Origin of the sequence: Mesorhizobium sp. M0954, assembly GCF_040319155.1 — a bacterium.
Classification (GTDB): Bacteria; Pseudomonadota; Alphaproteobacteria; order Rhizobiales; family Rhizobiaceae; genus Mesorhizobium.
In genome coordinates, this window is the sequence record NZ_JAMYNR010000030.1 from 44854 (window position 1) to 69154 (window position 24301).

The following is a 24301-nucleotide window of genomic DNA, read 5'->3' on the forward strand; positions in this document are numbered from 1 at the left end:
GAGCGTCCGCGGGCCGTAGCATATGAGGCCCGGAAATCAAGCCGCAAGACTTGATCAGTGTCTGCCGTTGCCACCGGCTTCAGCTTTTTCCGGACGGCCGGCGATGATGGTGCGCGTCAATTGCCAGTGGACCTCCGAAATTTCCGAGGCCTTGAACGCAAGCACGATCTGGCGGCTGCGGCGCGGGCCGCCAAGCCCTGCGAAATAGATCGATTCCTCGACCTCGGGCACCACTTCGGTAGAGGTAAACACCCAGGTGTCGGCATGGTCGGCGGCCAGCACCAGACGGTCATGCTCATCCTGGAGCAGGCTAATATCGGGATGGACATGGAAACGCACCGTGACGAAGTCACGGCCATTGTTGCGGATAGAAGCGCCGCCCGGGCGCAGGAAACGGTCCCTGCCGGCAAACACATTGCCTTCGGTCGATAATTTCAGCTCGCGCTCATGCAGGAAGCCGAAGCGCGCTGCATAGCCGTCATGGCGGGCGATGAAGCCCTGGCTGCCCTTCTGGTCGGTGCGCTTGCAAGGCACATGCTGCGGCCCGCCGATCAAAGGCGTGCCGAGCAGGTCGTTGACGCGCAAGGAGTGATTGAAGCGCGCCGACGACGTGTCGTTGATGGTGGCGGTCGAGTGGGCGGCGGTGGCGCGGGCAAGCGGCCGGAACTCGGCGGCGCCATAAGTGTCTATTCCGGCGTTGACGATATAGTGCTGGCGGCCCGACGACAATTCGAAGGCGAGGCATCCGGCGTGAGCGACATTGGATACGTCGACAGGGGGCGGCGGGCCGGTATCGGCGATCACAGTGACACCGCCCATCGACAGGCGCTCATAACCCGAATGCGGCGCGTGCAGCAACGGTGCGCCGGCGGTGTCGTCGTGATGCAGGATGCTGGCGATACGGTCGTGAATGGTGGCGCCCATGCCGTTGAAGCGGGCAAGGCTGCCGTCCTGATGGCGAAAGAAGCGCAATGCCGGCAGCATCCGGTCGATGGCGCCGATCAGGGCGGCCGGCGGTGTCTCGGCCTGATTGGCGTATGTCTGGCGCAACGGCAGAAGGTCGGCGAGGATTTCAAGCACGGCCATCGGATTGCGCGAGATATGGCCGCCGTCAGGCAGGATCTGGCGGTCGAGCTCCTCGGCGAGATTGCGGGTAGCACCGCGTAGCGCCGAGGCCGGCGCCGGCAGCGACAAAGCGGCAAAGGCCAGCGCAATGCGGGCGCGCAGCCGGTCCTTGCCGTCCGGCATCTCGCGCACCATGGCGCGCAGATAACGGATCTGGACGGCGAGCGATTTCAAGAACGCGCGGTAGAACGGAAATTCGGCGCCCTGCAACACGATCGAGGAATGCTGCAGCCAGGCAATGACACGCTTGGCCGTCGTGCCGGGCTCCCAGGCGACGCCGGAAATATGGCTGCCATGGATTGCAATCCAGTCGGAAACCAACGCCCGCGCGTTGGCGGCGGCTAGCTCGGTGCCGGCGGCACGCATATGCCGCAGCCAGCGAAAGCCATGCAGCGTTTTTTGCCAGCCGGGATTGGGCACGTCGATCTGGAAGGGCGATTTGCCGCCGGTCTCGACCAGATGCCCCGAAAGCGGATAGCGGCCGTAATAGATCTCGAGCGCGATCTGAGGATCGGCGAGCCGCAGGTCCGGTGGGGCGATCAGGACGCGCTCCGGCGTGCGGCCTGAGTAGCGCCAGCGATAGAGTGGCCCGGCGCGCAAGCGCCGGCGCGTCTTGCGCCAGAACTCCCTCGCGACAAGCGTCCACAGACGCGTCGTGTTACCGGCAGCGATTGCCAAAACCCCTCCTGATCGTCCTCACCCAGGCACAAGTTTATATGATTCAAGAACTTGTGCGAAGGCGAATTCCGCGGCAGTGGGGCCGTTCAGCCTGTTTTCCATGCCTCCTCGCCCCAAGAAGCCGGACGGCGCTTCAAGATCGGCCCTTAGCCGGCTCTGCGCATGCGGGCGGCGAAGAAGCCGTCCAGCCCGGAGCGGCCCGGCGAGCCTAGCTCCAGATCGGCAGGCGTGGTGCGCAACGTGCCTTGCGGCGTCAGAAACGGGTCGATGCCGGCGATCTCACCCGGCCGAAGCGGGTCGTCGACAATCTCCGCATTGCCGGCGAGAAAGTCGCGATAAAGCTCTTCGCCTTCCAGCGGATCGAGCGAACAGTTGGAAAAGACGATGCGTCCACCAGGCTTGACCAGGGTGACGGCGCGGGCAAGCAGCCGGCGTTGCAGGTCGGCCAGTTTTTCGACGTCGGCCGCCGTCTTCGTCCAGGGGACGTCGGGATGCCGCCGCACCGTGCCGGTCGAAGAGCAAGGTGCGTCGAGGAGGACCGCATCGAAGAGGTCCTTCGGCTCGTATTTGAGCAGATCGGCCTGGACGATCTCGGCGGCCAGACCGAGCCGTTCGAGGTTCTGCGTCAGCCGTGCCAGCCGCGTTTTGGACATGTCGAGCGCGGTGACGTGGGCGTCGGCGAGGATCAGCTGGGCGGTCTTGCCGCCCGGCGCGGCACAGAGGTCGGCGATTCGCAAACCATTGATGTCGCCGAACAGCCGGGCCGGCAGGCTGGCCGCTGCATCCTGAACCCACCAGGCGCCTTCCCCAAAGCCGGGCAGTTCGGTCACGGAAGCGCTGAGCTTTTCCACCCGCACCGTGCCGGTCGGCAGGACAAAGCCGCCGAGCCGTTCGGCCCACAGCGCCGGGTCCGACTTGACCGAGAAGTCGACCGGTGCCTCATGGCGATGGGCGAGCAGTATCTGCCTGGCCTTGTCGAGGCCGTAGACTGTTTTCAAACGGTCGGAAAACCATTTTGGCGCCTCGTCGGTAACGGCAAGTGCTGCGGCGAGCTCGTCCTGCTTGGCCCGCGCCAGCGTGCGCAGCACGCCGTTGACGAGGCCGGAAAAGCGCGCCGTGCGCGGATCGGACTTGGCGTGTGTCACGGCGAGGTCGACGGCGGCGCTGTCGGGAACATCGAGGAACAGGATCTGCGCTGCCGCCACATGCAAAATGTGCGAAAGCGCCGTGGCGTTGGGCGGTAGCGGCTTTTCCAGGCGACGGGCCAAAAGGCCTGATATGGTCATGCGGTAGCGCAGGGCGGTGACCAAAATGGCGCGCACCAAAGCGCGGTCGCGCAGGTCGAGCGCCTTGTATTGTGGATGACCGTTCTCATGGTCGGTCAGCCCGTCGAGCGGCGTCCTCGCGTCGATGACGGCGGCAAGCAGCCGCGCGGCTGCCTTGCGCACGGCGAGACCGGCTACGGCCTCGCCGCTCGAATTGTGTTCACGATCGCCTGAAATTCCGTGCCGGCGCTTCGCTGAACTCACGACCACGGACCTTTGGGGCCGGTCGGATTGCGTCCCCAGGGATTGGGTCTCGGCTTGGCCGGCTCAGCCGGCCTCTCGGGCCGCGCGGCCCTGTCCCACGGACCAGACGGCTGCCCGGTCGCTTCCGGCGCCGGCCTTGGCGTCGCGGCCGCTTCGGGTGCGCCGGCCATTTCGCTCGCCATCCTCTGCAACGCGGCGATGCGGTTTTCTGTGCTCGGGTGAGTGGAAAACAAACTGTCCATACGCTCGCCGGAAAGAGGATTGATGATGAAGAGATGGGCGGTTGCCGGATTGCGCTCGGCATCCGGGTTGCGGATGCGTTCGGCGCCCCGCGCGATCTTGTCAAGCGCCGAGGCGAGCCACAGCGGGTGTCCACAGATTTCGGCACCGCGCCGGTCGGCCTCATATTCGCGGGTGCGGCTCACCGCCATCTGCACGATCATGGCGGCCAAAGGCGCGACGATCATTGCCACCAGCACGCCGACGATGCCGAAGGAATTGTTGTTGTCGCGGTTGCCGCCGAAAAAGAAGGCGAAATTGCCGAGCATCGAAATTGCGCCGGCAAAGGTGGCGACGATCGTCATGGTCAGCGTATCGCGGTGCTGCACATGGGCGAGCTCGTGTGCCATCACCGCCGCGACTTCTTCATGCGATAGCCGCTCGAGCAGGCCGGTGCTGGCGGCGACAGCGGCATTTTGCGGATTGCGGCCGGTGGCGAAGGCATTGGGCTGCGGATTGTCGATGAGATAGGTTCTCGGCATCGGCAGGCCGGCACGTTGCGCGAGACCCTTCACGATGGCGTAATATTCAGGCGCGTTGCGTTCGTCGACTTCGATCGCACGGTGCATCGACAGCACCATCTTGTCGGCGTTCCAATAGCTGAACAAATTAGTGCCGGCGGCGATCAGCAAGGCGATCATCATGCCGCCGGATCCGCCGACCAGATAGCCGACGCCCATGAACAGGGCCGTCATTGCGGCCAAAAGCATGGCGGTGCGAAGGGTGTTCATCGTCTGCTCCGTTCTGGCCCAACAAAGGGGTCGATCCTTGTGGGCCCATCGCTATATGATGGGAAACAGCGGTTCCCGTTTCAATCGGGGCCTGTTTCAATCTAGCGGAAGATCGCATGATCGACAAAATCAGCCAAACGCATGCTATCGGCTCGCTGCAAAAGCCGCTGACCCCGGCAGCCAGGCGAGCCTTGGTCGAGGCCGAGGTCCGGCGGGAGAAATATCGCGAGCAGGAAGCCACGCTGCCGAGGGAGATCGGCGGGCGCGGCGGCAAGGAGCCCGGCCGCTACGGCGACTGGGAGGTCAAGGGCCTGACCAGCGACTTTTAGCGCAAGCAGGATGCTAGTTAAGCAGGCTGTGCGGTCCGTTCCGCTTCGATGGCAATCCAGCCGTTGTCATCGACGGCGATGCCGATCGCGCCATAGCCGGTGATGGCGGCATGCGGCGTCTGCAACGGATGCCGGTGCGTGGCGCTGATCACCACGATTGCAGCGCCCGCGGCTTCGGCTGCCGCTATGCCGGCCGGCGCGTCCTCGAAGACGAGGCAGTCGCGCACATCGACGCCGAGCCGTGCGGCCGCCAGCCGGAAGCAGTCGGGCGCCGGCTTGCCGCGAGCCACGTCCTCCGCCGCGACGATCACGGCGGGAGCCGGAATGCCGGCGGCCTGCAGGCGCAGCAAGGCAAGTTCGCGCGGTGCCGAAGTGGCGATCGCCCAGCTTCCAGGCGGCAGCGACGCCAAGAAGGCCGCGGCGCCGGCAATCGGGCGAATGCCCTCGACATCGGCCGCCTCGGCCTGCAAAAGCGATTCGGCTTCGCGGGCAGGATCGACGCCTGGGAGCTCCAGCCGGCCGATGGTCTCGATCGCCCGCACGCCGTGGATGGTCGGCAGGAATGCGGCGACGTCAAGACCTTGCCGATGCGCCCACGCTGCCCAGACCCTTTCCGCCGCGGCGATCGAATTGAGAATCGTGCCGTCCATATCGAACAGTAAGGCCGCGAATTTTCTGCCTGCGAACATCGGCTTTCCCGGGTCATCTTGGAGGGATTATGTCAAAAGACGCGTGTCGATCGACCGTAACGTTGCCGCGTCCGTATGGGAAGCCGCGAGGCGTCGTTTTCGACGTTTGCAAGGAACCGCCGCACACTCTCCTGCGTTGACCACCACTATCTTCCATGACGATCGTAGGGGGACGGCGATGCTGATCAGGCTCGGCTATGAAATTGCCATTGAATGCGCCTGCAGCCACGCCGATTGTTTCGCTGCTCGAGATCCATCGGGATCGCCAGGCCGACATCAAGCGGCAGACGCGCGTGCTGACGTCGCCGTCGGTTCCGACCAGGGTCTACCACGATCTTTTCGGCAATAGCTGCCGCCGCTTCACGGCTCCGGCCGGAAGCTTTCGCATCCTTTATGACGCGGTGGTCGAGGACAGCGGCGAGATGGACGAAGTCAGCACGCTGGCCGGGGAAGTCCCGGTTGCCGAATTGCCGGACGAGGTGCTCGGCTATCTGCTCGGCAGCCGTTACTGCGAGACCGACCATCTCGGCGACCTGGCCTGGCAACTTTTCGGCCAGCTTCCGCCGGGCTGGGCGCGGGTGCAGGCGATCGTCGACTATGTCCACAACCGCCTGTCCTTCGGCTACGGCTATGCGCGCTCGACCCGCACGGCGGCGCAGGCGCATGAGGAGCGCGTCGGCGTCTGCCGCGACTTTGCCCATCTGGCGATCACGCTCTGCCGCTGCATGAACATCCCGGCCCGCTACGTGAACGGCTATCTCGGCGATATCGGCGTGCCCGCCGATCCGGCGCCGATGGATTTCTCGGCCTGGGTGGAAGTGTTCCTCGACGGCAGATGGTACACCTTCGATCCTCGCCACAATGTGCCGAGGATCGGCCGCGTCGTCATAGCCCGCGGCCGCGACGCCACCGACGTGCCGCTGCTGCACAGTTTCGGCCCGCATCGGCTCAGCCTGTTCAAGGTCTGGACCCACGAGCAGGAAGGCAATCTGTTCAAGCCGCCCTATCGCGGCGTCGACAAGACCGTCAGCGCACGGATGCTGGCCTGATCTTCGGACACATTCGCAGTCCGGATTTCCACCTGCCGCCACTGCGGCAGCACTGATCCTGTTCGATACATCTCGTCTGTACCGGATTGGGACGAAGTCCAGCCGTCTCGAATTGCGAGCCCGAATCTTGGTAAGCGCTTTTTGAACAAAGCCGTGCCGACGCGGCTTTCGTTTACCCGCTGTTTACCTTGTCGCCGCTCGAAACCGTTTGGAAACAATGGCCTGAGCGGGGGCCGCTCGCTTTCCCGCGCCCGGCGGCGCGATCCGGCCGGATTCCTGCAATGCGCGTTCGGACAGCTGCAGGCTGTAGCGAATGGAGGCGGAAGGAATGCGGCGTTTCGGGGGTCTTGTTCAGGCGATCGGCGGCTTTGCCGGGGATCGCAGCGGAAATTTCGCGGTCCTGTTTGGTATAATCGGCTCAGTACTGGCGCTGAGTGTCGGCTTTGCCGTCAACGTATCCCAACTCTACAATGTGAAATCGAGCCTGCAAGGCGTCGTCGACGCTGCGGTCACCTCGACGGCCCGCGACCTGACGACCGGCGTCATCAGCGAGGCCGAAGCCAGCAAATCGGTGCAGGCCTTTCTCGATGCCAACAGCACGGCGGGTATCCTGCAGGACAATCAGATCGTTCTCGACAAACTGACCGTCGACCAGACCGCCAGGACCGTTCAGGCGGACGTTCATGTCAATGTCAGCTATTATTTCCCGCTTTTCAGCACGGGTAGCATGCAGCGCGTTCCCGCATCGACGACGGCTCTCTATTCGGACAAGCAGATCGAAGTCGCGATGATGCTCGATGTGACCGGCTCGATGGCAGGCCAGAAAATCATCGATCTGCGGACGGCTGCGGCGAATGCCGTCGACAGTTTTCTGGGCGGTCAGGACACCTCCAAACCGCGCGTGCGGGTTGCCATCGTACCTTATGCCAATTCGGTGAATGCCGGTACACTTGCCGCCAGCAGCGTCTATGTGGAAACCACCGCCAGCCAACGCAAACAGGCGCCGGCCAATGACGCTGTGCAGTATGTCTCGGGGCTCATCCGTCCTGACAATTGCGCCACCGAACGCAAGGGGACCTACCAATATTCGGACGCAGGCCCCGGCGCCAGCATGGTCAACCGCGACTACCTGCTGTCGTCCTTCGCCTGGCAAACCGGCACCGCCGCCTGCCCGGCCGCCACGCTGATGCCGCTGACGGCGGATGCGACGGCGCTCAAGACTGTCATCAAGAATTTCGTCGCCTCCGGCGGCACTGCCGGCCATATCGGCGTGCAGTGGACCTGGTACATGCTCTCGGAGAACTGGGGGGGCATCATGAGGACTTCGCAGCGGCCAGCCAAGATGGATCCAAGAAAGGTCGCCAAAATCGCGATCCTGATGACCGACGGCGAATTCAACCTGTCCTACTTCGATGCGAGCACGGTGAGCGACGTCTACAATGACGCCGGCAAGGAGCCGACCCGCACGGCCGCCAAGAAACTTTGCGCTGCCATGCGCGACAACGGCATCGAGATCTTCACTATTGGGTTTGACCTAAACGAAACGAATGCCAAGGCCACGCTCCAGGATTGCGCGAGCCCGGACACCGCCAAGATCAAGCACTTCTACCAAGCTGCCAATGGAACCGAACTCAACCAGGCTTTCCAGGACATAGCCCGCAACGTCGAGATGTTGACCGTAACCAAATAAGGGACAACAGCCCAAAAAGGAAAAGGCCGCCGCTTCTCGCGAAGTCGGCGGCCTTCCGTGTTTCCGTCCATGGCGCGGCTCCTGGCGGCGACGGTTGGTCGCCAGCCGCGCATCTCGCGCCTTAACGGGAAGACTGCTTCCCGAAAGTGCGATCCGCTGAGGCCACGTTCTGGAAAACGAAATCACTCGACATCGGATCACCTCCTTTCGATTTGTTGAACACTTCCTCATGATGGGGTGTCATCCGGCAAATGGCAAGGCGCGGCACTCGAAAATCCTGAACAAGCGTGCTTGTGCACTCGGGCGGCTTGCGGCCGGCCGATCGGGCAGGCAAGATCGAGCCGCGATTGTTCCGGGCCGTTATTTGCCGGGTAAGGGAGGACGGGGATGGAGGCAGCCGAGAGAGCGGCCCGGATTGTTCGGACGGTCATCGAAACGCTGAAGCCGGGTTTCGCGGTGAGGCTGTGGACAGGCGAGCGGATCGGCCCGGCTACCGGCCCGGTGCTCACTATCAACGACCAGGACATCGTCTGGCAGATCGTACGTCGGCCCTCTTTATCGACGCTGATCGAGATGTGGATTGCCAAGGCGGTCGACGTCGAAGACGGATCGCTGTTCGATTTCTACGCCTTGCCCACGCACGGCAAGCTCAGGACGAAGCTCAAGACATTGCCGAAGCTGGCGATCCTGCGCGACCTGCCGGCGGTGCTGTTTTCGCGAAAACAGATGACGACGCGAACCGATCTTTCCGGCCGCAATCCTTTCGTCAGCGGTTCGAGCAAGGAGGCGATCCAGCATCATTACGACATTTCCAACGCATTCTACCGGCTCTTCCTCGACGAGCGCATGGTCTATAGCTGCGGCTACTTCAAGGATTTCGCCAACGATATCGATCAGGCCCAGAGAGACAAGCTCGACCATATCTGCCGCAAGCTTCGCCTGAAGCCCGGCGACAGATTGCTCGACATCGGCTGCGGCTGGGGAGCGATGCTCATCCATGCGGTGAAGAATTATGGCGTCGTCGGCCACGGCGTTTCGCTATCGGAAGCACAGACCGAACTCGCCCGTGAACGCATCCGCGCCGCCGGGCTGGAGGACCGCATCACCATCGAGATCAAGTCCTATGCCGAGCTGTCCGGCTCCTTCGACAAGATCTCCTCGATCGGCATGTTCGAGCATCTGGGGCTTGCCAACCATGCGGCCTATTTCTCGAGGATCCATCGCCTGCTCAAGCCCGGCGGCATCTATCTGCACCACGCCATCACCCGGCGCGACAAGGGCAGCTTGAAGAAGACGCTGCGCAAGGGGCCGGAATTCAAGGCGCTGATCAAATACATTTTTCCGGGCGGCGAACTCGATACGATCGGCATGACGCTCGGCAATCTCGAGGCGCACGGCTTCCTCGTCTACGACGTCGAAAACTTGCGCGAGCACTATGCGCGCACCTGCAGGCTATGGGCAGAGCGTCTCCACGCACGCTTCGACGAAGCCATCGCCGAGGTCGGCGAAGCCAAGGCGCGGCTCTGGCTGCTTTATCTGACCGGTTGCTCGATCACCTTCGAACGCGCCTCGGCGCAGGTCTTCCAGACCGTTGTCACCAGGCGCGCGCGCGGCCCGAGCGGCCTGCCGCCGACGCGGGCGGATTTGTATCGATAGCTACAGGAGGCGCATCGTGGCGCCGATCTCGACGCGGGCCGGTCGGTCGACGGTGCAGTAGACGCCGAGGTTATGGGCGTTGTGGCGGACCAGGCTGCGCAGGATTGCCGGGTCGTGATCGAACCCGTCCTGGCCAATGATGGTGAAGCCGCAGCGGCGGCACGGCTCGGAGATGGTCAGGAGCAGGTCGCCGATTGCCAGCTTGCACCCGATCCATTCCGTCTCGGGGAACGACCCCTCGACCTCTGGCATATCGACGACGATGTTGGGGCGGAAGCGGCGCGCGTCGGCGGCGCCCTCTGGATGCAGCACTTTCAAACGCGCCAGTGAGGCGGTGGTCAGCAGATGAATAGGGGTTTTGACGTAGCGTTCCGTCAGCAGGGGGCCGAGGTAATCCGGAGCCGCATTTTCCCGGCGGAACGGCCGGATGGAAGCCGCAAAGCCGAGATACGCGGAAACCGCGCGATCACTTTGCGCGCCAGGTGCCGAAAGCCAGCGTCCGTCGGGGATGGCGACCTCCAGCCTGCCGGCCTGCGACAGCCGGGTGCGGATGCGGGGCACCTTGTGCCATTTCGCTTCGCGGTCGGGCCGCGCGATTTCATCGGTCGAGGTATCGACAAGACCAAACAGGCGGTCGCCTTCGACGGTATACCAGTCGACGGAGATCGCCTCCTGAAACTCGCCGGCGAGCGAGCTCGCGGGATAGCGCCAAAGCTCGGTGACGGCGCCCAATGCGGGTTGCATCAGCCCTTCTTGTTTTGCCGGTTGGCGATCAGGTCGTCGACGACTGCCGGGTCGGCGAGCGTCGAGGTGTCGCCGAGCGCGGCAAAATCATCCTCGGCGATCTTGCGCAGGATGCGCCGCATGATCTTGCCGGAACGGGTCTTCGGCAGGCCGGGCGCGAACTGGATCTTGTCGGGCGAAGCGATGGCGCCGATCTCCTTGCGGACATGGGCGACGAGCTCCTGGCGCAATTCCTCGCTTGGCGTCTCGCCGGCCATCAGCGTGACATAGCAGTAGATGCCCTGGCCCTTGATATCGTGCGGGTAGCCGACGACGGCGGCCTCCGAGACCTTCTCATGCGAAACCAGCGCCGATTCGACCTCGGCGGTGCCCATGCGGTGGCCGGAGACGTTGATGACGTCATCGACGCGGCCGGTGATCCAGTAGTAGCCGTCAGCATCGCGGCGGCAGCCGTCGCCGGTGAAGTACCTGCCCTTGTAGGTCGAGAAATAGGTCTGCACGAAGCGGTCGTGATCGCCATAGACGGTGCGCATCTGGCCCGGCCATGAGTCGGCAATGCAAAGATTGCCGCTGGCTTCACCTTCCAGTACCTTGCCGTCGGCGTCGACCAGCTGCGGCTTGACGCCAAAGAAGGGCCGCGTCGCCGAACCCGCCTTGAGGTGGGTGGCGCCCGGAACCGGCGTGATCATGATGCCGCCGGTCTCGGTCTGCCACCAGGTGTCGACGATCGGCACCTTGCCGTTGCCGACGACGTTGAAATACCACTCCCAGGCTTCCGGATTGATCGGCTCGCCGACGGTGCCGAGCACGCGCAGCGACTTGCGCGACGTTTTGGTGACATGGGCATCGCCGGCGCCCATCAGCGCGCGCAGCGCCGTCGGCGCCGTGTAGAAGATGTTGACCTTGTGCTTGTCGATCACGTCCCAGAAACGCGACTGCGACGGGTAGTTCGGCACGCCTTCAAACATCAGCGTGGTGGCGCCGTTGGCGAGCGGCCCGTAGACGATATAGCTGTGGCCGGTGACCCAGCCGACATCGGCGGTGCACCAGTAGATATCGCCGTCATGATAGTCGAAGACATATTGGTGGGTCATCGAGACATAGACGAGATAGCCGGCGGTGGTGTGCAGCACGCCCTTCGGCTTGCCGGTCGAGCCGGATGTGTAGAGGATGAACAGCGGGTCCTCGGCGTTCATCTTCTCGGGCTTGCATTCGGCCTTAACCGTGGCGACCTCGTCATGGTACCAGACGTCGCGCCCGGCGGCCCAGCCGGTCTTGCCGCCGGTGCGGCGCACGACCAAGACCTTTTCGACTTTCGTTCCGGCCTTGGCGGCGATCTCGATCGCCTTGTCGGTGTTCTCCTTCAGCGGGATAGTCTTGCCGCCGCGCAGGCCTTCGTCGGCGGTGATGACGAAGGTCGACTTGCAGTCGTCGATGCGTCCGGCCAGCGCATCCGGCGAAAAGCCGCCGAAGACAACCGAATGAATGGCGCCGATGCGCGTGCAGGCGAGCATCGCATAAGCGGCCTCCGGGATCATCGGCATGTAGATGGTGACGCGGTCGCCCTTCTTGACGCCGTGCTTCTTCATCACATTGGCGAGGCGGCAGACACGTGCGTGAAGTTCGTTATAGGTGATCTTCCTGTCGTCGTAGGGATTGTCGCCTTCCCAGATGATGGCGGTCTGTTCGCCGCGCTTCTTCAGATGCCGGTCGATGCAGTTCCACGAAACGTTTGTCTGGCCATCCTCGAACCATTTGATCGAAACCTTGCCGTCGAAGGACGTGTTCTTGACCTTGCTGTAGGGCTTGAACCAGTCGATGCGCTTGCCGTGCTTGCCCCAGAACTTGTCCGGGTTCTTGACGCTGTCGGCGTACCATTTCAGGTAGGTGTCATTGTCAATCAGCGCGTTCTTCTTCCACGCCGGCTGGACGCGATGGACATGAACATCGGACATTTCTTCGCCTTCCTCCCCAAAACCAAACCGCCGGCTTGACCGCCGGCAGGATCGCGGCGATGCGGCCGCGAATTCGCGCGCATTATTAACAGTTCGGCGGTGACGGCAACATTAGACGTTGGATTCGCGCGGCGGGATGCCGCAGGTGCCTTGCCGGGCGGTGTCAGCACTCTCGTGAGGCGGCTGCTAAGCGCATGTTTTTGCGGGAGGAATCTGGTTTGATCGCAGAAATATCAATAGACGAATAAGCAAATGGGGTGCACAATTTCAGGCTGGGAGGAAGGAGAATCAACCAGGGGACCGGCAATGCGCGACCATTCAGAAATGGACCTGATGCTCAAGGGCTATGGCTTGACCACGGCCAAGATTCTTTATCACTTCCCAGATCATCCGCATCTGCTGCAGAGCTTCATCTGGCAGGATTACGACATCGCCCCGAAATTTCCCGTGCTGATCCGCTTCATCGAGTTCTGGAAGGCCAAGCTCGAAGGCCCGCTGCATTCGGTCAGCTACACGCACCAGAAGCTGATCGCGCCGAACGAATGGCGCAAGGTCGACGGCGAGTTCGTTCTGCATTAGCCGGGCGGGCGGCAGTCTGGGAGCCGCCGCCCAGCTTTTGGAGCGTCAGACTGCGGGCGGGTTCAGCCGGGCAAAACCCTCCTGCCGGCGATAGGGAAAATACGGATAGGGTGCGGTGACCTCACTTGCCGTGTCGAGCTTCTTCATCTGCTCGGCTGTCAAGGACCAGCCGACGGCGCCGAGATTCTGGCGCAACTGCTCCTCGTTGCGCGCGCCAATGATGACGGAGGCGACGGTCGGCCGCTGCAGCAGCCAATTGATGGCGATCTGCGGTATGGTCTTGCCGGTTTCCTCGGCGACAACATCAAGCGCGTCGACGACCCGATAGAGATGCTCATCCTCGACGGGCGGTCCGAAGCTTGCCGTGTCGTGCAGCCGGCTTTTCTCAGGCAGCTTCTGGCCACGGCGGATCTTGCCGGTCAGGCGGCCCCAGCCGAGTGGGCTCCACACCAGCGCACCGACGCCCTGGTCGAGGCCGAGCGGCATCAACTCCCATTCATAATCGCGTCCGACCAGCGAGTAATAGACCTGATGGACGACGTATCGGGGATAGCCATGTCTATCCGCCAGGCCGAGCGACTTCATCACTTGCCAGCCGGAAAAATTGGAGACGCCGACATAACGCAGCTTGCCGGCGCGCACGAGACTGTCCAGCGTCGACAGCACCTCCTCGATCGGTGTTGCGGCGTCGAAGGCGTGCAGTTGCAGCAGGTCGATGTAATCGGTGCCAAGACGCTTCAGCGCGTCTTCGACGGCCTTGATCAGGCGTGAACGTGACGAGCCGGCATCGTTGGGACCGTCGCCCATCGGCAGCGAGGTCTTGGTCGAGATCAGCACGGCGTCGCGGCGGCCCTTGATGGCAGCGCCGAGCACTTGTTCGGAAGCGCCATTCGAATAGACATCGGCGGTGTCGAACAGGTTGACGCCGGCCTCAAGGCAGATGTCGACCAGCCGCCGTGCTTCCGCCGCATCGCTGTTGCCCCAGGCACCGAACAGCGGGCCTGAACCGCCGAAGGTTCCAGCGCCGAACGAGAGCACCGGGACCCTCAGGCCTGATGCGCCAAGATTTCGATAATCCATGGGTTTGCTCCTTGTGGAAGGATGGCTGTTTCAAAGATTGGCTGAGGTTTGCGTTCTATGACCGCGCGATTTCCGGTGTAGCGAGGACAGGATCTCGGTCGAGACGCAGCGCAAACGCCGCTACGGCAAGCGCTGAAAGTGGCAACAGCGCCGCGACCCAGGTGACGGCACCGAGGCCGGGACCATGGGCGATGACCACGCCGCCGAGCCAGGCGCCGGCCGCATTGCCGAGGTTGAAGGCGGCGATGTTGAAGGATGAAGCTAGGCTCTGGCCGGCGCCTTGCGCCTTCTGCAACACCCATAACTGTAGCGGCGCGACGGTGGCGAAGGCGGCGGCGCCGAGCAGGCCGACATAGATAACGGCCATGACCTGGCTGTGCAGGGCGAAGGTCATGGTGCCGAGCACCAGCGCCAGCACGACGAGACTGCCGAGAACGGACGGTACCAGCCAGCGATCGGCGAACTTGCCGCCGGCGAGGTTGCCGGCGATGAGGCCGCCGCCGAAGACCAGCAGGATCGGCGACACCGCTGTCTCGTCAAAACCGGTGATCTCGGTCAGCAACGGGGCGATGTAGGTGAAGACGGCGAAGACGCCGGCATAGCCAAGCACGGTGGTGGCAAAGCCAAGCAGGACCGGCGCGCGGCCGAGCAAGGCGAGATCGGCGCGCAAATTGCTCTTCTCAGGCTCTGTTCGGCTGCGCGGCACCAGCAGCAGAATGATGGTAAAGGCGGCGATGCCGACCAGGGTCACCGCCCAGAAGGTCGCGCGCCAGCCGAAGGCTTGGCCGAGCCATGTGCCGAAGGGCACGCCGAGGATGTTGGCGATGGTCAGGCCGGTGAACATCAGGGCGATCGCCGAGGCTTTCTTGTTGGGCGCCACCAGTCCGGTCGCCACGACCGAGCCGACGCCGAAGAAGGTACCGTGGGCGAAGGCGGTCAGTACGCGCGCACCCATCAGCGTCCAGTAGTCTGGGGCAAGCGCACAAGCGAGGTTGCCCAGCGTGAAGATCGCCATCAGCGCCAGAAGCACGGTCTTGCGCGGCCAACGGCCGGTCGCGATCGTCAGCAGCGGCGCGCCGATGACGACGCCCAGCGCATAGCCGGAAATCAGCTGGCCGGAAGCTGAAATCGAGACGCCGAGATCGGTGCTGACGTCGAGCAGCAGGCCCATGATGACGAATTCGGTGACGCCGATGCCAAAGGCACCGGCGGCAAGAGCGTAAAGAGCAAGGGGCATGGCGGTTCCCACTTCGATGACGACCAGTTTTGACGACGGGCGCCGTGTCCTCCCACGCCCCGATCCGGAAGATCGTGCCGCGATGTGCTGTGAACCAGCCTTGCATCGGGCACATCGTCTGTGAAATAGATTCACCAATGGCCAGGCCCGACATCAATCGCTCCGGCGAGATCGAAGTGTTCGTTCGCGTCGTCGAGGCGGGCAGCTTTTCAGCCGCTGCCCGCGCGTTGCGGATGACGCCGTCGGCGGTGAGCAAGCTGATCGCGCGGCTGGAGGCGCGGCTTGGTGCGCGGCTGGTCAGCCGTTCGACGCGCAAGCTGCAACTGACGCCGGAGGGGGCGGCGTTCTTCGACAGCGGCGTGCGCGTCCTTGCCGACATGGCGGCGGCCGAGCGCGAGGCAGCGGCGGGTGCCGCGCCGCGTGGCCGGCTGCGGATCAACAGCTACGTGCCTTTCGGGCAGCATCGGCTGATCCCGCTTTTGCCGCGTTTCCTAGAGCGCTACCCCGAAATCTCGGTCGATCTGGTGTTGACCGACGATGTCATCGACCTGATGGAGGAGCGCGCTGACGTCGCCATCCGCGCCGGGCCGCTCGGCGAATCACGGCTGGTGGCGCGCAAGCTCGGGCAGAGCCGGGTGGTCGTCGTTGCGGCGCCATCGTATCTCGAAGCGCGTGGCACGCCCAAGACGCCCGCCGATCTCGATCGTCACAACCGGATGGGCTTCCGTTTCGTTCGTCACCTCGAGGGCTGGCCTTTTATCGACGCGGCCGGCAAGCCGATCACCCTGTCGATCATAGGAAATACGCTGGTCAGCGACGGCGAGGCGATGCGGCTGATGGCGCTCTCGGGGGCGGGCATCGCCCGGCTGGCACGCTGGCATGTGGAGGCCGACATTGCCGCCGGCCGGCTTCTGCCGCTGCTGGAAGATTTCAATCCCGGCGACGAGGAACTCACCCACGCCGTCTATGTCGGCCAAGGCAAGTATCTGCCGGCGCGGGTGCGGGCGTTTTTGGACTTTTTGGTCGAGACTGTTCGGCTGACTTGAGCCCAAAAAAAGATCGGGAGCCTGCCGGCTCCCGAAGCATCGAATCGAAGGTAAATTGAACTACTTTTTCGGCACAAAGGGCGCCGGCCGCCGGCCGGCCGCCTGACGCTCCAGCATCCAGCCGGGGTATTCGGCGGGCAGGGCACTGACTTCGTCGAGGCGAACAAGATCATCGGCATCGAGCTGCAACTCGGTGGCTGCAAGGTTCTGTTCCAGCTGCTCCATGCGGCTGGCGCCGATGATGACGCTCATCACGAATGGCTTGGCCAGGACATAGCCGAGCGCCACCGTGGCGACGCTGACGCCGTGCTTGACGGCGATCTCGCGCATGACAGCGACCGCTGCCCAGGCACGGTCCTCATTGACCGGCGGGAAATTGAAGCTGGCGCGACGGCCCTCGCCATTGCCGGGGGCGCCCGGTCCGTATTTGCCGGAGAGCAGGCCGCCAGCCATCGGCGACCAGACCATCAGCCCGAGCTTCTCCTCGTTGAGCAGCGGCACGATTTCGCGCTCGAGATCGCGGCCGGCGATCGAATAATACGACTGCACGGTCTCGAAGCGGGCAAAGCCTTTGCCCTCCGCAATACCCAGCGCCTTGGCGATGCGCCAGGCCTGCCAGTTCGAGACGCCGACATAGCGGACCTTGCCGGCGGCAACCAGGTCGTCGAGCGCCCGCAGCGTTTCGTCGATCGGCGTCACCGTGTCGGTGCCGTGCAGCTGGTAGAGATCGATGTGATCGAGCTGTAGCCGCTCGAGGCTGCTCTCGACCGAATCCATGATGTGGCCGCGCGAGGAACCGCGCTGGTTCGGGCTGCCGCCCATGGCGCCATGAACCTTGGTGGCGATGATCACGTCCTGACGGTTGACGCCAAGGTTCCTGAGCGACTGGCCGAGAAGCCGTTCCGAGGCGCCGAAGGAATAGACATCCGCCGTGTCGAAAAAATTGACGCCGGCGGCGAGCGAGCGGGCAACGATCTGGTCGACGCCCTTCTGGTCGAGGCTGGCGATCAGGCCCCATTGGGCGTTCTCGCCGGCCGCGCCGAACGTCATCGTGCCGAGGCAAAGTTCGGAGACGAATATCCCCGTATTTCCAAGTTGATTGTAACGCATGGTGGCTCCAGACGGGTTGAGAATAACTCGACCCATATAGGAACGAAACGTTCCGTTTCTATACGCTGGCTTAGTCAATGTCAGCTTGTGGCCTAAGGCCGGCTGTGCCTCATCTGGCGCCGAAAATCGCCGATCCAACCCTGACACTGGTCGCGCCGAAGGCGATCGCGGTTTCGTAGTCGCCGGACATGCCCATGGAGAGCTTGTCGACGCCGGCCTCAAGCCCAAGCTTTTCCAGCAGCGCGAAATGCGGACCGGGGTTCTCATCGGCCGGCGGAATGCACATCAGCCCTTCGATGGCGAGGGCGTGAACCGAGCGGCAGCGGGCGACGAAGGCGACAGCCTCGCGCGGCTCGATGCCGGCCTTTTGCGGCTCGGAGCCGGTGTTGACCTGGACATAGAGCCTTGGCGTCCTGCCCTGCCTGGCGATCTCCTTGGCCAGCTCTGCGGCGATCTTTTCACGGTCGACGGTTTCGATGACGTCGAACAATGCCACCGCTTCCTTGGCCTTGTTCGATTGCAGCGGACCGATCAGATGCAGCTCGATGTCGGAAAATGCCTCCTTCAGCACCGGCCATTTGGCTTGTGCTTCCTGGACGCGGTTTTCGCCGAAGACGCGCTGGCCGGCCTCGATGACGGGGCGGATATCGGCAGCGTCGAAGGTTTTCGAGACCGCGACCAGCGTCACCGCTCCGGCCTCACGGCCTGCCTCGCGCTCGGCGGCAGCGATCTTTGCCTTGACCGTGAAAAGCTGTTCGACGGCGCTCGCCATGCCTATATCCTGCCTGTGTTTGGCTTTTCGCCGGATCGCCGCAGTTGACGGGTCCGGCAATCCATGGTGAACACCGCGACGACATTTCCTGAGCCGCCCGGGCATTGTCCGGCGGCTCGCGCATGCTTTTAAGTGAAAAACACCCGATGGCAACCGAACGATACAATCCGCGCGCGTCAGAGCCCAAATGGCAGAAGGCCTGGGACGCCAAGAAGCTGTTCGAAGCCGACAATGACGACCCGCGCCCGAAATACTACGTGCTGGAGATGTTCCCCTATCCGTCCGGGCGCATCCATATCGGCCATACCCGCAACTATACGATGGGCGACGTGGTGGCGCGCTACAAGCGGGCCAAGGGTTTCAACGTGCTGCACCCGATGGGCTGGGACGCCTTTGGCATGCCAGCCGAAAACGCGGCGATGCAGAACAAGGTCCACCCCAAGGACTGGACCTATCAGAACATTGCCGCCATGCGCGAGCAGCTCAAGGTCATGGGCCTGTCGCTCGATTGGGCGCGCGAGTTCGCCACCTGCGATGTCGATTACTATCATCGCCAGCAGATGCTGTTCCTCGATTTCGTCGAGAAGGGGCTGGTGACGCGTAAATCCTCCAAGGTCAACTGGGATCCGGAGGACATGACGGTGCTGGCCAACGAGCAGGTCATCGACGGACGCGGCTGGCGCTCAGGCGCGCCGGTGGAACAGCGCGAGCTGACGCAGTGGTTCTTCAAGATCACCGATTACGCGCAGGATCTGCTGGATTCGCTCGATCAGCTCGACGACTGGCCGGAAAAAGTAAAGCTGATGCAGGCGAACTGGATCGGCCGTTCGGAAGGGCTGCTGATCCGCTGGCCGCTGGCCAAGACAGTCGGCGGCGAGCATGAGCTCGAAGTCTATACGACCAGGCCCGACACCATCTTCGGCGCGTCCTTCATGGCGATTGCGGCCGACCATCCGCTGGCCAAAAAGGCCGCCGAGGACAATCCGGCGGTGGCAAAGTTCATCGACGAAGTCCGCCATATGGGCACTTCGGTGGCGGCATTGGAGACGGCCGAGAAGAAGGGTTTCGACACCGGCATTCGCGTCGTCCATCCGTTCGACGAGAGGTGGACGCTACCCGTCTACGTCGCCAATTTCGTGCTGATGGACTATGGCACCGGCGCCATCTTCGGCTGCCCGGCACATGACCAGCGCGACCTCGACTTCGCCAACAGATACGGCCTTCCGGTCATCCCGGTGGTGATGCCGGAAGGCGAGAATCAAGGAACCTTCCAGGTCATCGACGAGGCTTATGTCGATGATGGCGCGATGATCAATTCGCGCTTCCTCGACGGCATGAAGCCGGATCAGGCATTCGACGAGGTGGCAAAGCTGCTGGAACAAAGGACCATCGGCAACCGGCCGATGGCAGAGCGCAAGGTGAATTTCCGCCTGCGCGACTGGGGCATTTCGCGCCAGCGCTATTGGGGCTGCCCAATCCCGATGATCCATTGCGAGGATTGCGGCGTGGTGCCGGTGCCGAAGGCCGACCTGCCGGTCAAGCTGCCGGACGACATCGAGTTCGACCGGCCGGGCAATCCGCTCGATCGCCATCCGACATGGCGGCACGTCAAATGCCCGCGTTGCGGCAAGGATGCGCGGCGCGAAACCGACACGATGGACACATTTGTCGATTCTTCGTGGTATTTCGCTCGCTTCACCGCGCCGTGGGCAAACGATCCGACCGATCCCGAGGCCGCGACTGAATGGCTGCCGGTCGACCAGTATATTGGCGGTATTGAGCATGCGATCCTGCATTTGCTCTATTCGCGCTTTTTCACCCGCGCCATGCGCGAGACCGGCCATGTCGATCTCGCCGAGCCGTTCAGGGGCCTGTTCACGCAAGGCATGGTGGTGCACGAGACCTATCGGGTTGGCGGCGCCTCGAACGGCCGCTGGCTTGCGCCAAGCGAGGTCAGGCTGGAAGACGCCGACGGCAAGCGCCGCGCCTTCGAAATCGCCACCGGCGAAGAGGCGGTGATCGGTCCGCTCGAAAAGATGTCGAAGTCGAAGAAGAATACGGTGAGTCCGGAAGAGATCACCGACGGCTACGGCGCCGATACGGCGCGCTGGTTCATGCTGTCGGACTCGCCGCCCGAGCGCGATGTCGAATGGACCGACGAGGGTGCGGCCGGCGCGCACCGCTTCATCCAGCGCATCTGGCGCCTGGTGTCGACGGCTGCCGAATCGCTCGCCGGAGTCCGGCCAGAGGCGGCGAAGGACGGCGAGGCCGGGACAGTGTCCAAGGCCGCGCACAAGATCCTGAAATCGGTCGGTGAGGATATCGAAAAGCTCGCCTTCAACCGCGCCATCGCCCGCATCTATGAGCTCGCCAATGCCTTGACTGTACCGCTCAACGAGGCGGCAGAGGGCAAGGCCGGTCCGGCGCTGCAAGCGGCCTGCCGTGAGGCCGTCGAGATCCTGGTGCACCTGATCGCGCCGGTCATGCCGCATCTGGCCGAGGAGTGCTGGCAGACGCTCGGCGGCACCGACCTTGTCGCCGGACGGCCCTGGCCGGACTACGATCCCTCGCTTGTCGTCGACGCCGAGATCGTGCTGCCGGTCCAGGTCAACGGCAAGAAACGCGGCGATTTGACAATTGCCCGCGACGCGGACCAAGGTGCGGTCGAAAAGGCGGTTCTGGCTCTCGACTTCGTGCAGAAAGCGCTCGAAGGTAAGGCGCCGCGCAAGGTGATCATCGTGCCGCAGAGGATCGTCAATGTCGTTGCCTGAGCCACGAAAGACAGAGCTGACGCTGCGCCGTATCGTGCTTTGCGGGCTGCTCGCCTCGGTGGCGCTGGTTTCCGCCTGCACGGTGCGGCCGCTCTATTCGAGCGCGCCGCTGATCGCCGGCTCGCAGGTCGGCGCTGCTGCCGAGCTGGCATCGATCTCGGTCAAGCCGGTCAAGACCCGCTACGCCCAGCAGGTCCGCAACAATTTGATCTTCGCGCTCGGCCAGGGCGCCGGCGAGCCGGCTTCGCCGGTCTATTCGCTTGATCTCGGCGTCTCCGAACTCGTCGAATCGGCGGCAATCGAGCAGGTCACGACCGACGAGGACGAGCCGACCGCCGGCACTGTAACGCTGACCGCCAACTATGTGCTCAGCGATGCCAAGACGGGCACGGTCATAGCTAGGGGCAAGCGCTCGATTCCGTCGTCATACGACAGGCCGCGCCAGGAATTCGCGTCATACCGAGCCCAGATCGACGCCGAGAACCGTGCGGCGCGCGAGCTGGCAGATGTGCTGCGGCTGTCGATCGCTCAGGATCTGATCAAGCACGGCAAGCCGGCGGCAAGCTAGGTCTTTCCGGAGTGCGCAATCTGCAAAAAAAGGCCGATTGCTCGGCCTTTTTTTGTTCGTAGGATAGTCGCTTCAGCCGATCTTCTGCCCGGTCTTTGCCCAGTCGGCGAGGAACAGTTCCAGGCCCTTGTCGGTCAGCGGGTGTTTGACCAGTGCCTTGAGCGTCGCCGGCGGCGCGGTGATGACATCGGCACCGATCAGCGCCGCCTGCTTGACATGGTTCACGGTGCGCACAGAAGCGGTCAGGATCTCGGTCTGGAAGTCATAATTGTCGTAGATGGTGCGGATATCGGCAATCAGCTCCATGCCGTCCCAGCCGCTGTCGTCGATGCGGCCGACGAAGGGCGAGATGAAGGAGGCGCCGGCCTTGGCGGCGAGCAGCGCCTGGGTGGCCGAGAAGCACAGCGTGACGTTGACCATGCGGCCGTCCGACCGGATGTCCTTGCAGGCTCTCAGGCCATCGAGCGTCAGCGGCACCTTGATGCAGACATTGTCGGCGATCCTGGCCAGGATCTTGGCCTCCGCCATCATGTCCTTGTATTCGGTGGCGACGACTTCGGCCGAGACTGGGCCCTTGACGATCTCGCAGATCTCTCTTGTGACGTCGGCGATCTTGCCGCCGGATTTCAGGATCAGCGACGGATTGGTGGTTACGCCGTCGAGCAGCCCCAAATCGTTCAGCTCGCGGATTTCCTTGACATCGGCGGTGTCGACAAAAAATTTCATGGCGGTCTCCTGAAGATTTTTCATGTGCACGTCATGCACATTCGGGGTCGGACTTTGATCTAGACCAAAGTCGGGGCAAGGTCACGCCTCATGATCGAAGATTCGCCCTTTGTCGCGGCCGCACCGGTGCTGGTGCCGATGCCCGCCGAGCGCCCCTACACCTATGCCGTGCCGGCTGGCATGCGCGTGGTGCCGGGCTCGATCGTGCGCGTTCCGCTTGGGCCCCGCCAGGTCGCCGGCATCGTCTGGGACGGCGCCGTCGAAAAGGTCGACGCGAAGAAATTGCGGCCGATCGAGCAGGTTTTCGACTGCCCGCCGATCGACCGCGCGATGCGGCGTTTTGTCGATTGGGTGGCGCAGTACACGCTGTCGCCGCCCGGCATGGTGGCGCGCATGCTGCTCAGGGCGCCGGAGGCGTTCGATCCGGAGCCGTGGATCGAAGGGCTGCAGCGCACCTTCGCCAAGCCCGACCGGATGACGGAGGCGAGGACGCGCGTGCTGGAGACGGCCGAAGGCGGACTTGCCTGGACGCGATCCGGCCTGGCGCATGCGGCAGGCGTGTCGTCGACGGTGGTGGACGGGCTGCGGGCGCAGGGCGTATTCCAGACGGTGATGATCCCGCCGCGGCCGGTGGTCGCAGCACCCGATCCCGGCTACGCCGTGCCTTCACTGATGCCCGACCAGAGCGATGCCGCCGAGACGCTGCGCGCCAATGTCGCGACCGGTACATTCGGGGTCACCCTGCTCGACGGTGTAACCGGATCCGGCAAGACGGAGGTCTATTTCGAGGCGGTCGCGGCCGCGCTCGATCGCGGCAAGCAGGTGCTGATCCTGCTGCCGGAAATTGCGCTGACCCATGCCTTCCTCGAACGCTTCCAGGAGCGGTTCGGCGCCAAGCCGGCGGAGTGGCACTCGGACCTGCCGCCAAGGATGCGCGAAAAGGTCTGGCGGCAGGTAGCGGAAGGCGGCGCGCGGGTCGTCGCCGGCGCGCGCTCGGCGCTGTTCCTGCCGTTCAGGGAGCTTGGACTGATCGTCGTCGACGAAGAGCACGATCCCGCCTACAAGCAGGAGGATCGCGTCTTTTACAACGCGCGCGACATGGCCGTGGTGCGCGGCCATATCGGCGGCTTTCCGGTCGTGCTCGCCTCGGCGACACCGTCGGTCGAAAGCCGGGTCAATGCCAGCCAGGGCCGCTACAGCAGGGCGGTGCTTTCGGCGCGCTTTGCCGAGGCGGCACTTCCCGATCTCAAGACGATCGACATGCGCCGCGCGCCGCCGGCACGCGGCGGCTTCCTGTCGCCTGTACTGCTCGGCCATATACGGCAGACACTGGAAAGAAAGGAACAGTCGCTGCTGTTCCTCAACCGGCGCGGTTATGCGCCGCTGACGCTCTGCCGGGTCTGCGGCCACCGCTTCGGCTGTCCGGTCTGCTCGGCCTGGCTGGTCGAGCACCGCTTTCGCGGCCAGCTCGTCTGCCACCACTGCGGGCACAATGAACGCCGGCCCGAAGCCTGTCCGGAATGCGGCACGCTCGATCATCTGGTCGCCTGCGGGCCAGGCGTCGAGCGCATCGCCGAGGAGGTCGTCGCGCATTTCCCCGATGCCCGCACCATCGTACTGTCGTCCGACCTGATGGGCGGCGTGCGGCGGCTGCGGCTCGAGCTTGAAGCCATCGCCAATGGCGAGGCCGACATCGTCATCGGCACGCAACTCGTCGCCAAGGGCCATAATTTTCCCAACATGACGCTGGTCGGTGTGGTCGATGCCGATCTCGGCCTTGCCAATGGCGACCCGCGCGCCGCCGAGCGCACCTTCCAACTGCTCAGCCAGGTGACCGGCCGCGCCGGCCGCACCGGCAAGGAAAGCCTCGGCCTGCTGCAGACCTTCCAACCCGACCACCCGGTGATGCGCGCGATCGTCTCAGGCGATGCCGAGGCCTTCTACGAGCGCGAGATCGC

General features: G+C 63.7%; 19 protein-coding genes and 1 pseudogene. 9 read left to right on the forward strand and 11 right to left on the reverse strand.

Going from position 1 to position 24301, the window contains the following annotated elements; genetic code table 11:
- Positions 1-54: 54 nt before the first annotated feature.
- The 3 genes from NKH93_RS28250 to htpX form a co-directional block, all read right to left on the reverse strand.
- The gene (locus NKH93_RS28250; RefSeq protein WP_352973684.1) at positions 55-1803 is read right to left on the reverse strand and encodes a heparinase II/III family protein; all 1749 of its coding nucleotides are present in this window, start codon (positions 1801-1803) and stop codon (positions 55-57) included.
- A gap of 146 nt (positions 1804-1949) precedes the next feature.
- On the reverse strand, positions 1950-3338 hold the full coding sequence (locus NKH93_RS28255; protein ID WP_352973685.1) for an RsmB/NOP family class I SAM-dependent RNA methyltransferase: 1389 nt from the start codon (positions 3336-3338) through the stop codon (positions 1950-1952).
- Positions 3329-4342, reverse strand: coding sequence for a zinc metalloprotease HtpX (gene htpX, locus NKH93_RS28260; RefSeq protein ID WP_352973686.1), 1014 nt, complete (start codon positions 4340-4342; stop codon positions 3329-3331). The genes NKH93_RS28255 and htpX overlap by 10 nt, the downstream gene beginning before the upstream one ends.
- A 116-nt stretch (positions 4343-4458) precedes the next feature.
- On the opposite strand from htpX, the gene NKH93_RS28265 reads away from it, so the two are divergent.
- The gene (locus NKH93_RS28265; RefSeq protein ID WP_352973687.1) at positions 4459-4671 is read left to right on the forward strand and encodes a DUF1674 domain-containing protein; all 213 of its coding nucleotides are present in this window, start codon (positions 4459-4461) and stop codon (positions 4669-4671) included.
- A 17-nt stretch (positions 4672-4688) separates the two neighbouring features.
- On the opposite strand, the gene NKH93_RS28270 is transcribed toward NKH93_RS28265, so the two are convergent.
- Positions 4689-5360, reverse strand: coding sequence for an HAD-IA family hydrolase (locus NKH93_RS28270; protein ID WP_352814790.1), 672 nt, complete (start codon positions 5358-5360; stop codon positions 4689-4691).
- Between the two features lie 178 nt (positions 5361-5538).
- Between NKH93_RS28270 and NKH93_RS28275 the strand changes: the two are divergent.
- The 3 genes and pseudogenes from NKH93_RS28275 to NKH93_RS28285 all read left to right on the forward strand — a co-directional run bounded on the left by NKH93_RS28275 (position 5539) and on the right by NKH93_RS28285 (position 9755).
- Positions 5539-6409, forward strand: a pseudogene (locus tag NKH93_RS28275) (transglutaminase-like domain-containing protein).
- 328 nt (positions 6410-6737) lie between these two features.
- The gene (locus NKH93_RS28280) at positions 6738-8099 is read left to right on the forward strand and encodes a pilus assembly protein TadG-related protein (protein WP_352814794.1); all 1362 of its coding nucleotides are present in this window, start codon (positions 6738-6740) and stop codon (positions 8097-8099) included.
- Between the two features lie 387 nt (positions 8100-8486).
- Entirely contained in the window at positions 8487-9755 is a 1269-nt protein-coding gene (locus NKH93_RS28285; RefSeq protein ID WP_352451225.1) for a class I SAM-dependent methyltransferase, read from the forward strand.
- On the opposite strand, the gene NKH93_RS28290 is transcribed toward NKH93_RS28285, so the two are convergent.
- Positions 9756-10499 carry an MOSC domain-containing protein gene (locus tag NKH93_RS28290; protein ID WP_352814796.1) on the reverse strand — a complete coding sequence of 248 codons (744 nt, stop codon included), beginning with the start codon at positions 10497-10499 and terminating at the stop codon, positions 9756-9758. It lies immediately after the preceding gene.
- Entirely contained in the window at positions 10499-12454 is a 1956-nt protein-coding gene (gene acs, locus NKH93_RS28295; protein WP_352471293.1) for an acetate--CoA ligase, read from the reverse strand. Before acs ends, NKH93_RS28290 begins: the two co-directional genes overlap by 1 nt.
- Before the next feature lie 306 nt (positions 12455-12760).
- On the opposite strand from acs, the gene NKH93_RS28300 reads away from it, so the two are divergent.
- Positions 12761-13033: an usg protein gene (locus tag NKH93_RS28300; protein ID WP_023678111.1), complete on the forward strand. Its 273-nt coding sequence runs from the start codon at positions 12761-12763 to the stop codon at positions 13031-13033.
- A 45-nt stretch (positions 13034-13078) separates the two neighbouring features.
- On the opposite strand, the gene NKH93_RS28305 is transcribed toward NKH93_RS28300, so the two are convergent.
- Positions 13079-14113, reverse strand: a complete 1035-nt coding sequence (locus tag NKH93_RS28305) for an aldo/keto reductase (protein WP_352973688.1) — start codon at positions 14111-14113, stop codon at positions 13079-13081.
- Between the two features lie 55 nt (positions 14114-14168).
- A complete protein-coding gene (locus tag NKH93_RS28310) occupies positions 14169-15350 on the reverse strand; it encodes an MFS transporter (protein ID WP_352471291.1) in 1182 nt (393 codons plus the stop codon).
- Between the two features lie 137 nt (positions 15351-15487).
- Between NKH93_RS28310 and NKH93_RS28315 the strand changes: the two genes are divergently transcribed.
- On the forward strand, positions 15488-16396 hold the full coding sequence (locus NKH93_RS28315) for a LysR family transcriptional regulator (protein WP_352500794.1): 909 nt from the start codon (positions 15488-15490) through the stop codon (positions 16394-16396).
- Between the two features lie 60 nt (positions 16397-16456).
- Here NKH93_RS28315 and NKH93_RS28320 read toward each other — a convergent pair whose 3' ends face one another.
- Positions 16457-17506, reverse strand: coding sequence for an aldo/keto reductase (locus tag NKH93_RS28320; protein ID WP_352973689.1), 1050 nt, complete (start codon positions 17504-17506; stop codon positions 16457-16459).
- Between the two features lie 109 nt (positions 17507-17615).
- On the reverse strand, positions 17616-18278 hold the full coding sequence (locus NKH93_RS28325) for a YggS family pyridoxal phosphate-dependent enzyme (RefSeq protein WP_352973690.1): 663 nt from the start codon (positions 18276-18278) through the stop codon (positions 17616-17618).
- A 146-nt stretch (positions 18279-18424) separates the two neighbouring features.
- On the opposite strand from NKH93_RS28325, the gene leuS reads away from it, so the two are divergent.
- Positions 18425-21049 carry a leucine--tRNA ligase gene (gene leuS / locus NKH93_RS28330; protein ID WP_352973691.1) on the forward strand — a complete coding sequence of 875 codons (2625 nt, stop codon included), beginning with the start codon at positions 18425-18427 and terminating at the stop codon, positions 21047-21049.
- Positions 21036-21617, forward strand: coding sequence for an LPS assembly lipoprotein LptE (locus tag NKH93_RS28335; RefSeq protein WP_352973692.1), 582 nt, complete (start codon positions 21036-21038; stop codon positions 21615-21617). The genes leuS and NKH93_RS28335 overlap by 14 nt, the downstream gene beginning before the upstream one ends.
- 72 nt (positions 21618-21689) lie before the next feature.
- Here the strand turns inward: NKH93_RS28335 and fsa are convergent, their stop codons facing one another.
- Positions 21690-22343: a fructose-6-phosphate aldolase gene (gene fsa / locus NKH93_RS28340; protein WP_023678103.1), complete on the reverse strand. Its 654-nt coding sequence runs from the start codon at positions 22341-22343 to the stop codon at positions 21690-21692.
- 90 nt (positions 22344-22433) lie between these two features.
- Here fsa and NKH93_RS28345 point away from each other — a divergent pair.
- The coding region (locus NKH93_RS28345) for a primosomal protein N' (protein ID WP_352973693.1) at positions 22434-24301 on the forward strand (1868 nt) is incomplete at its 3' end.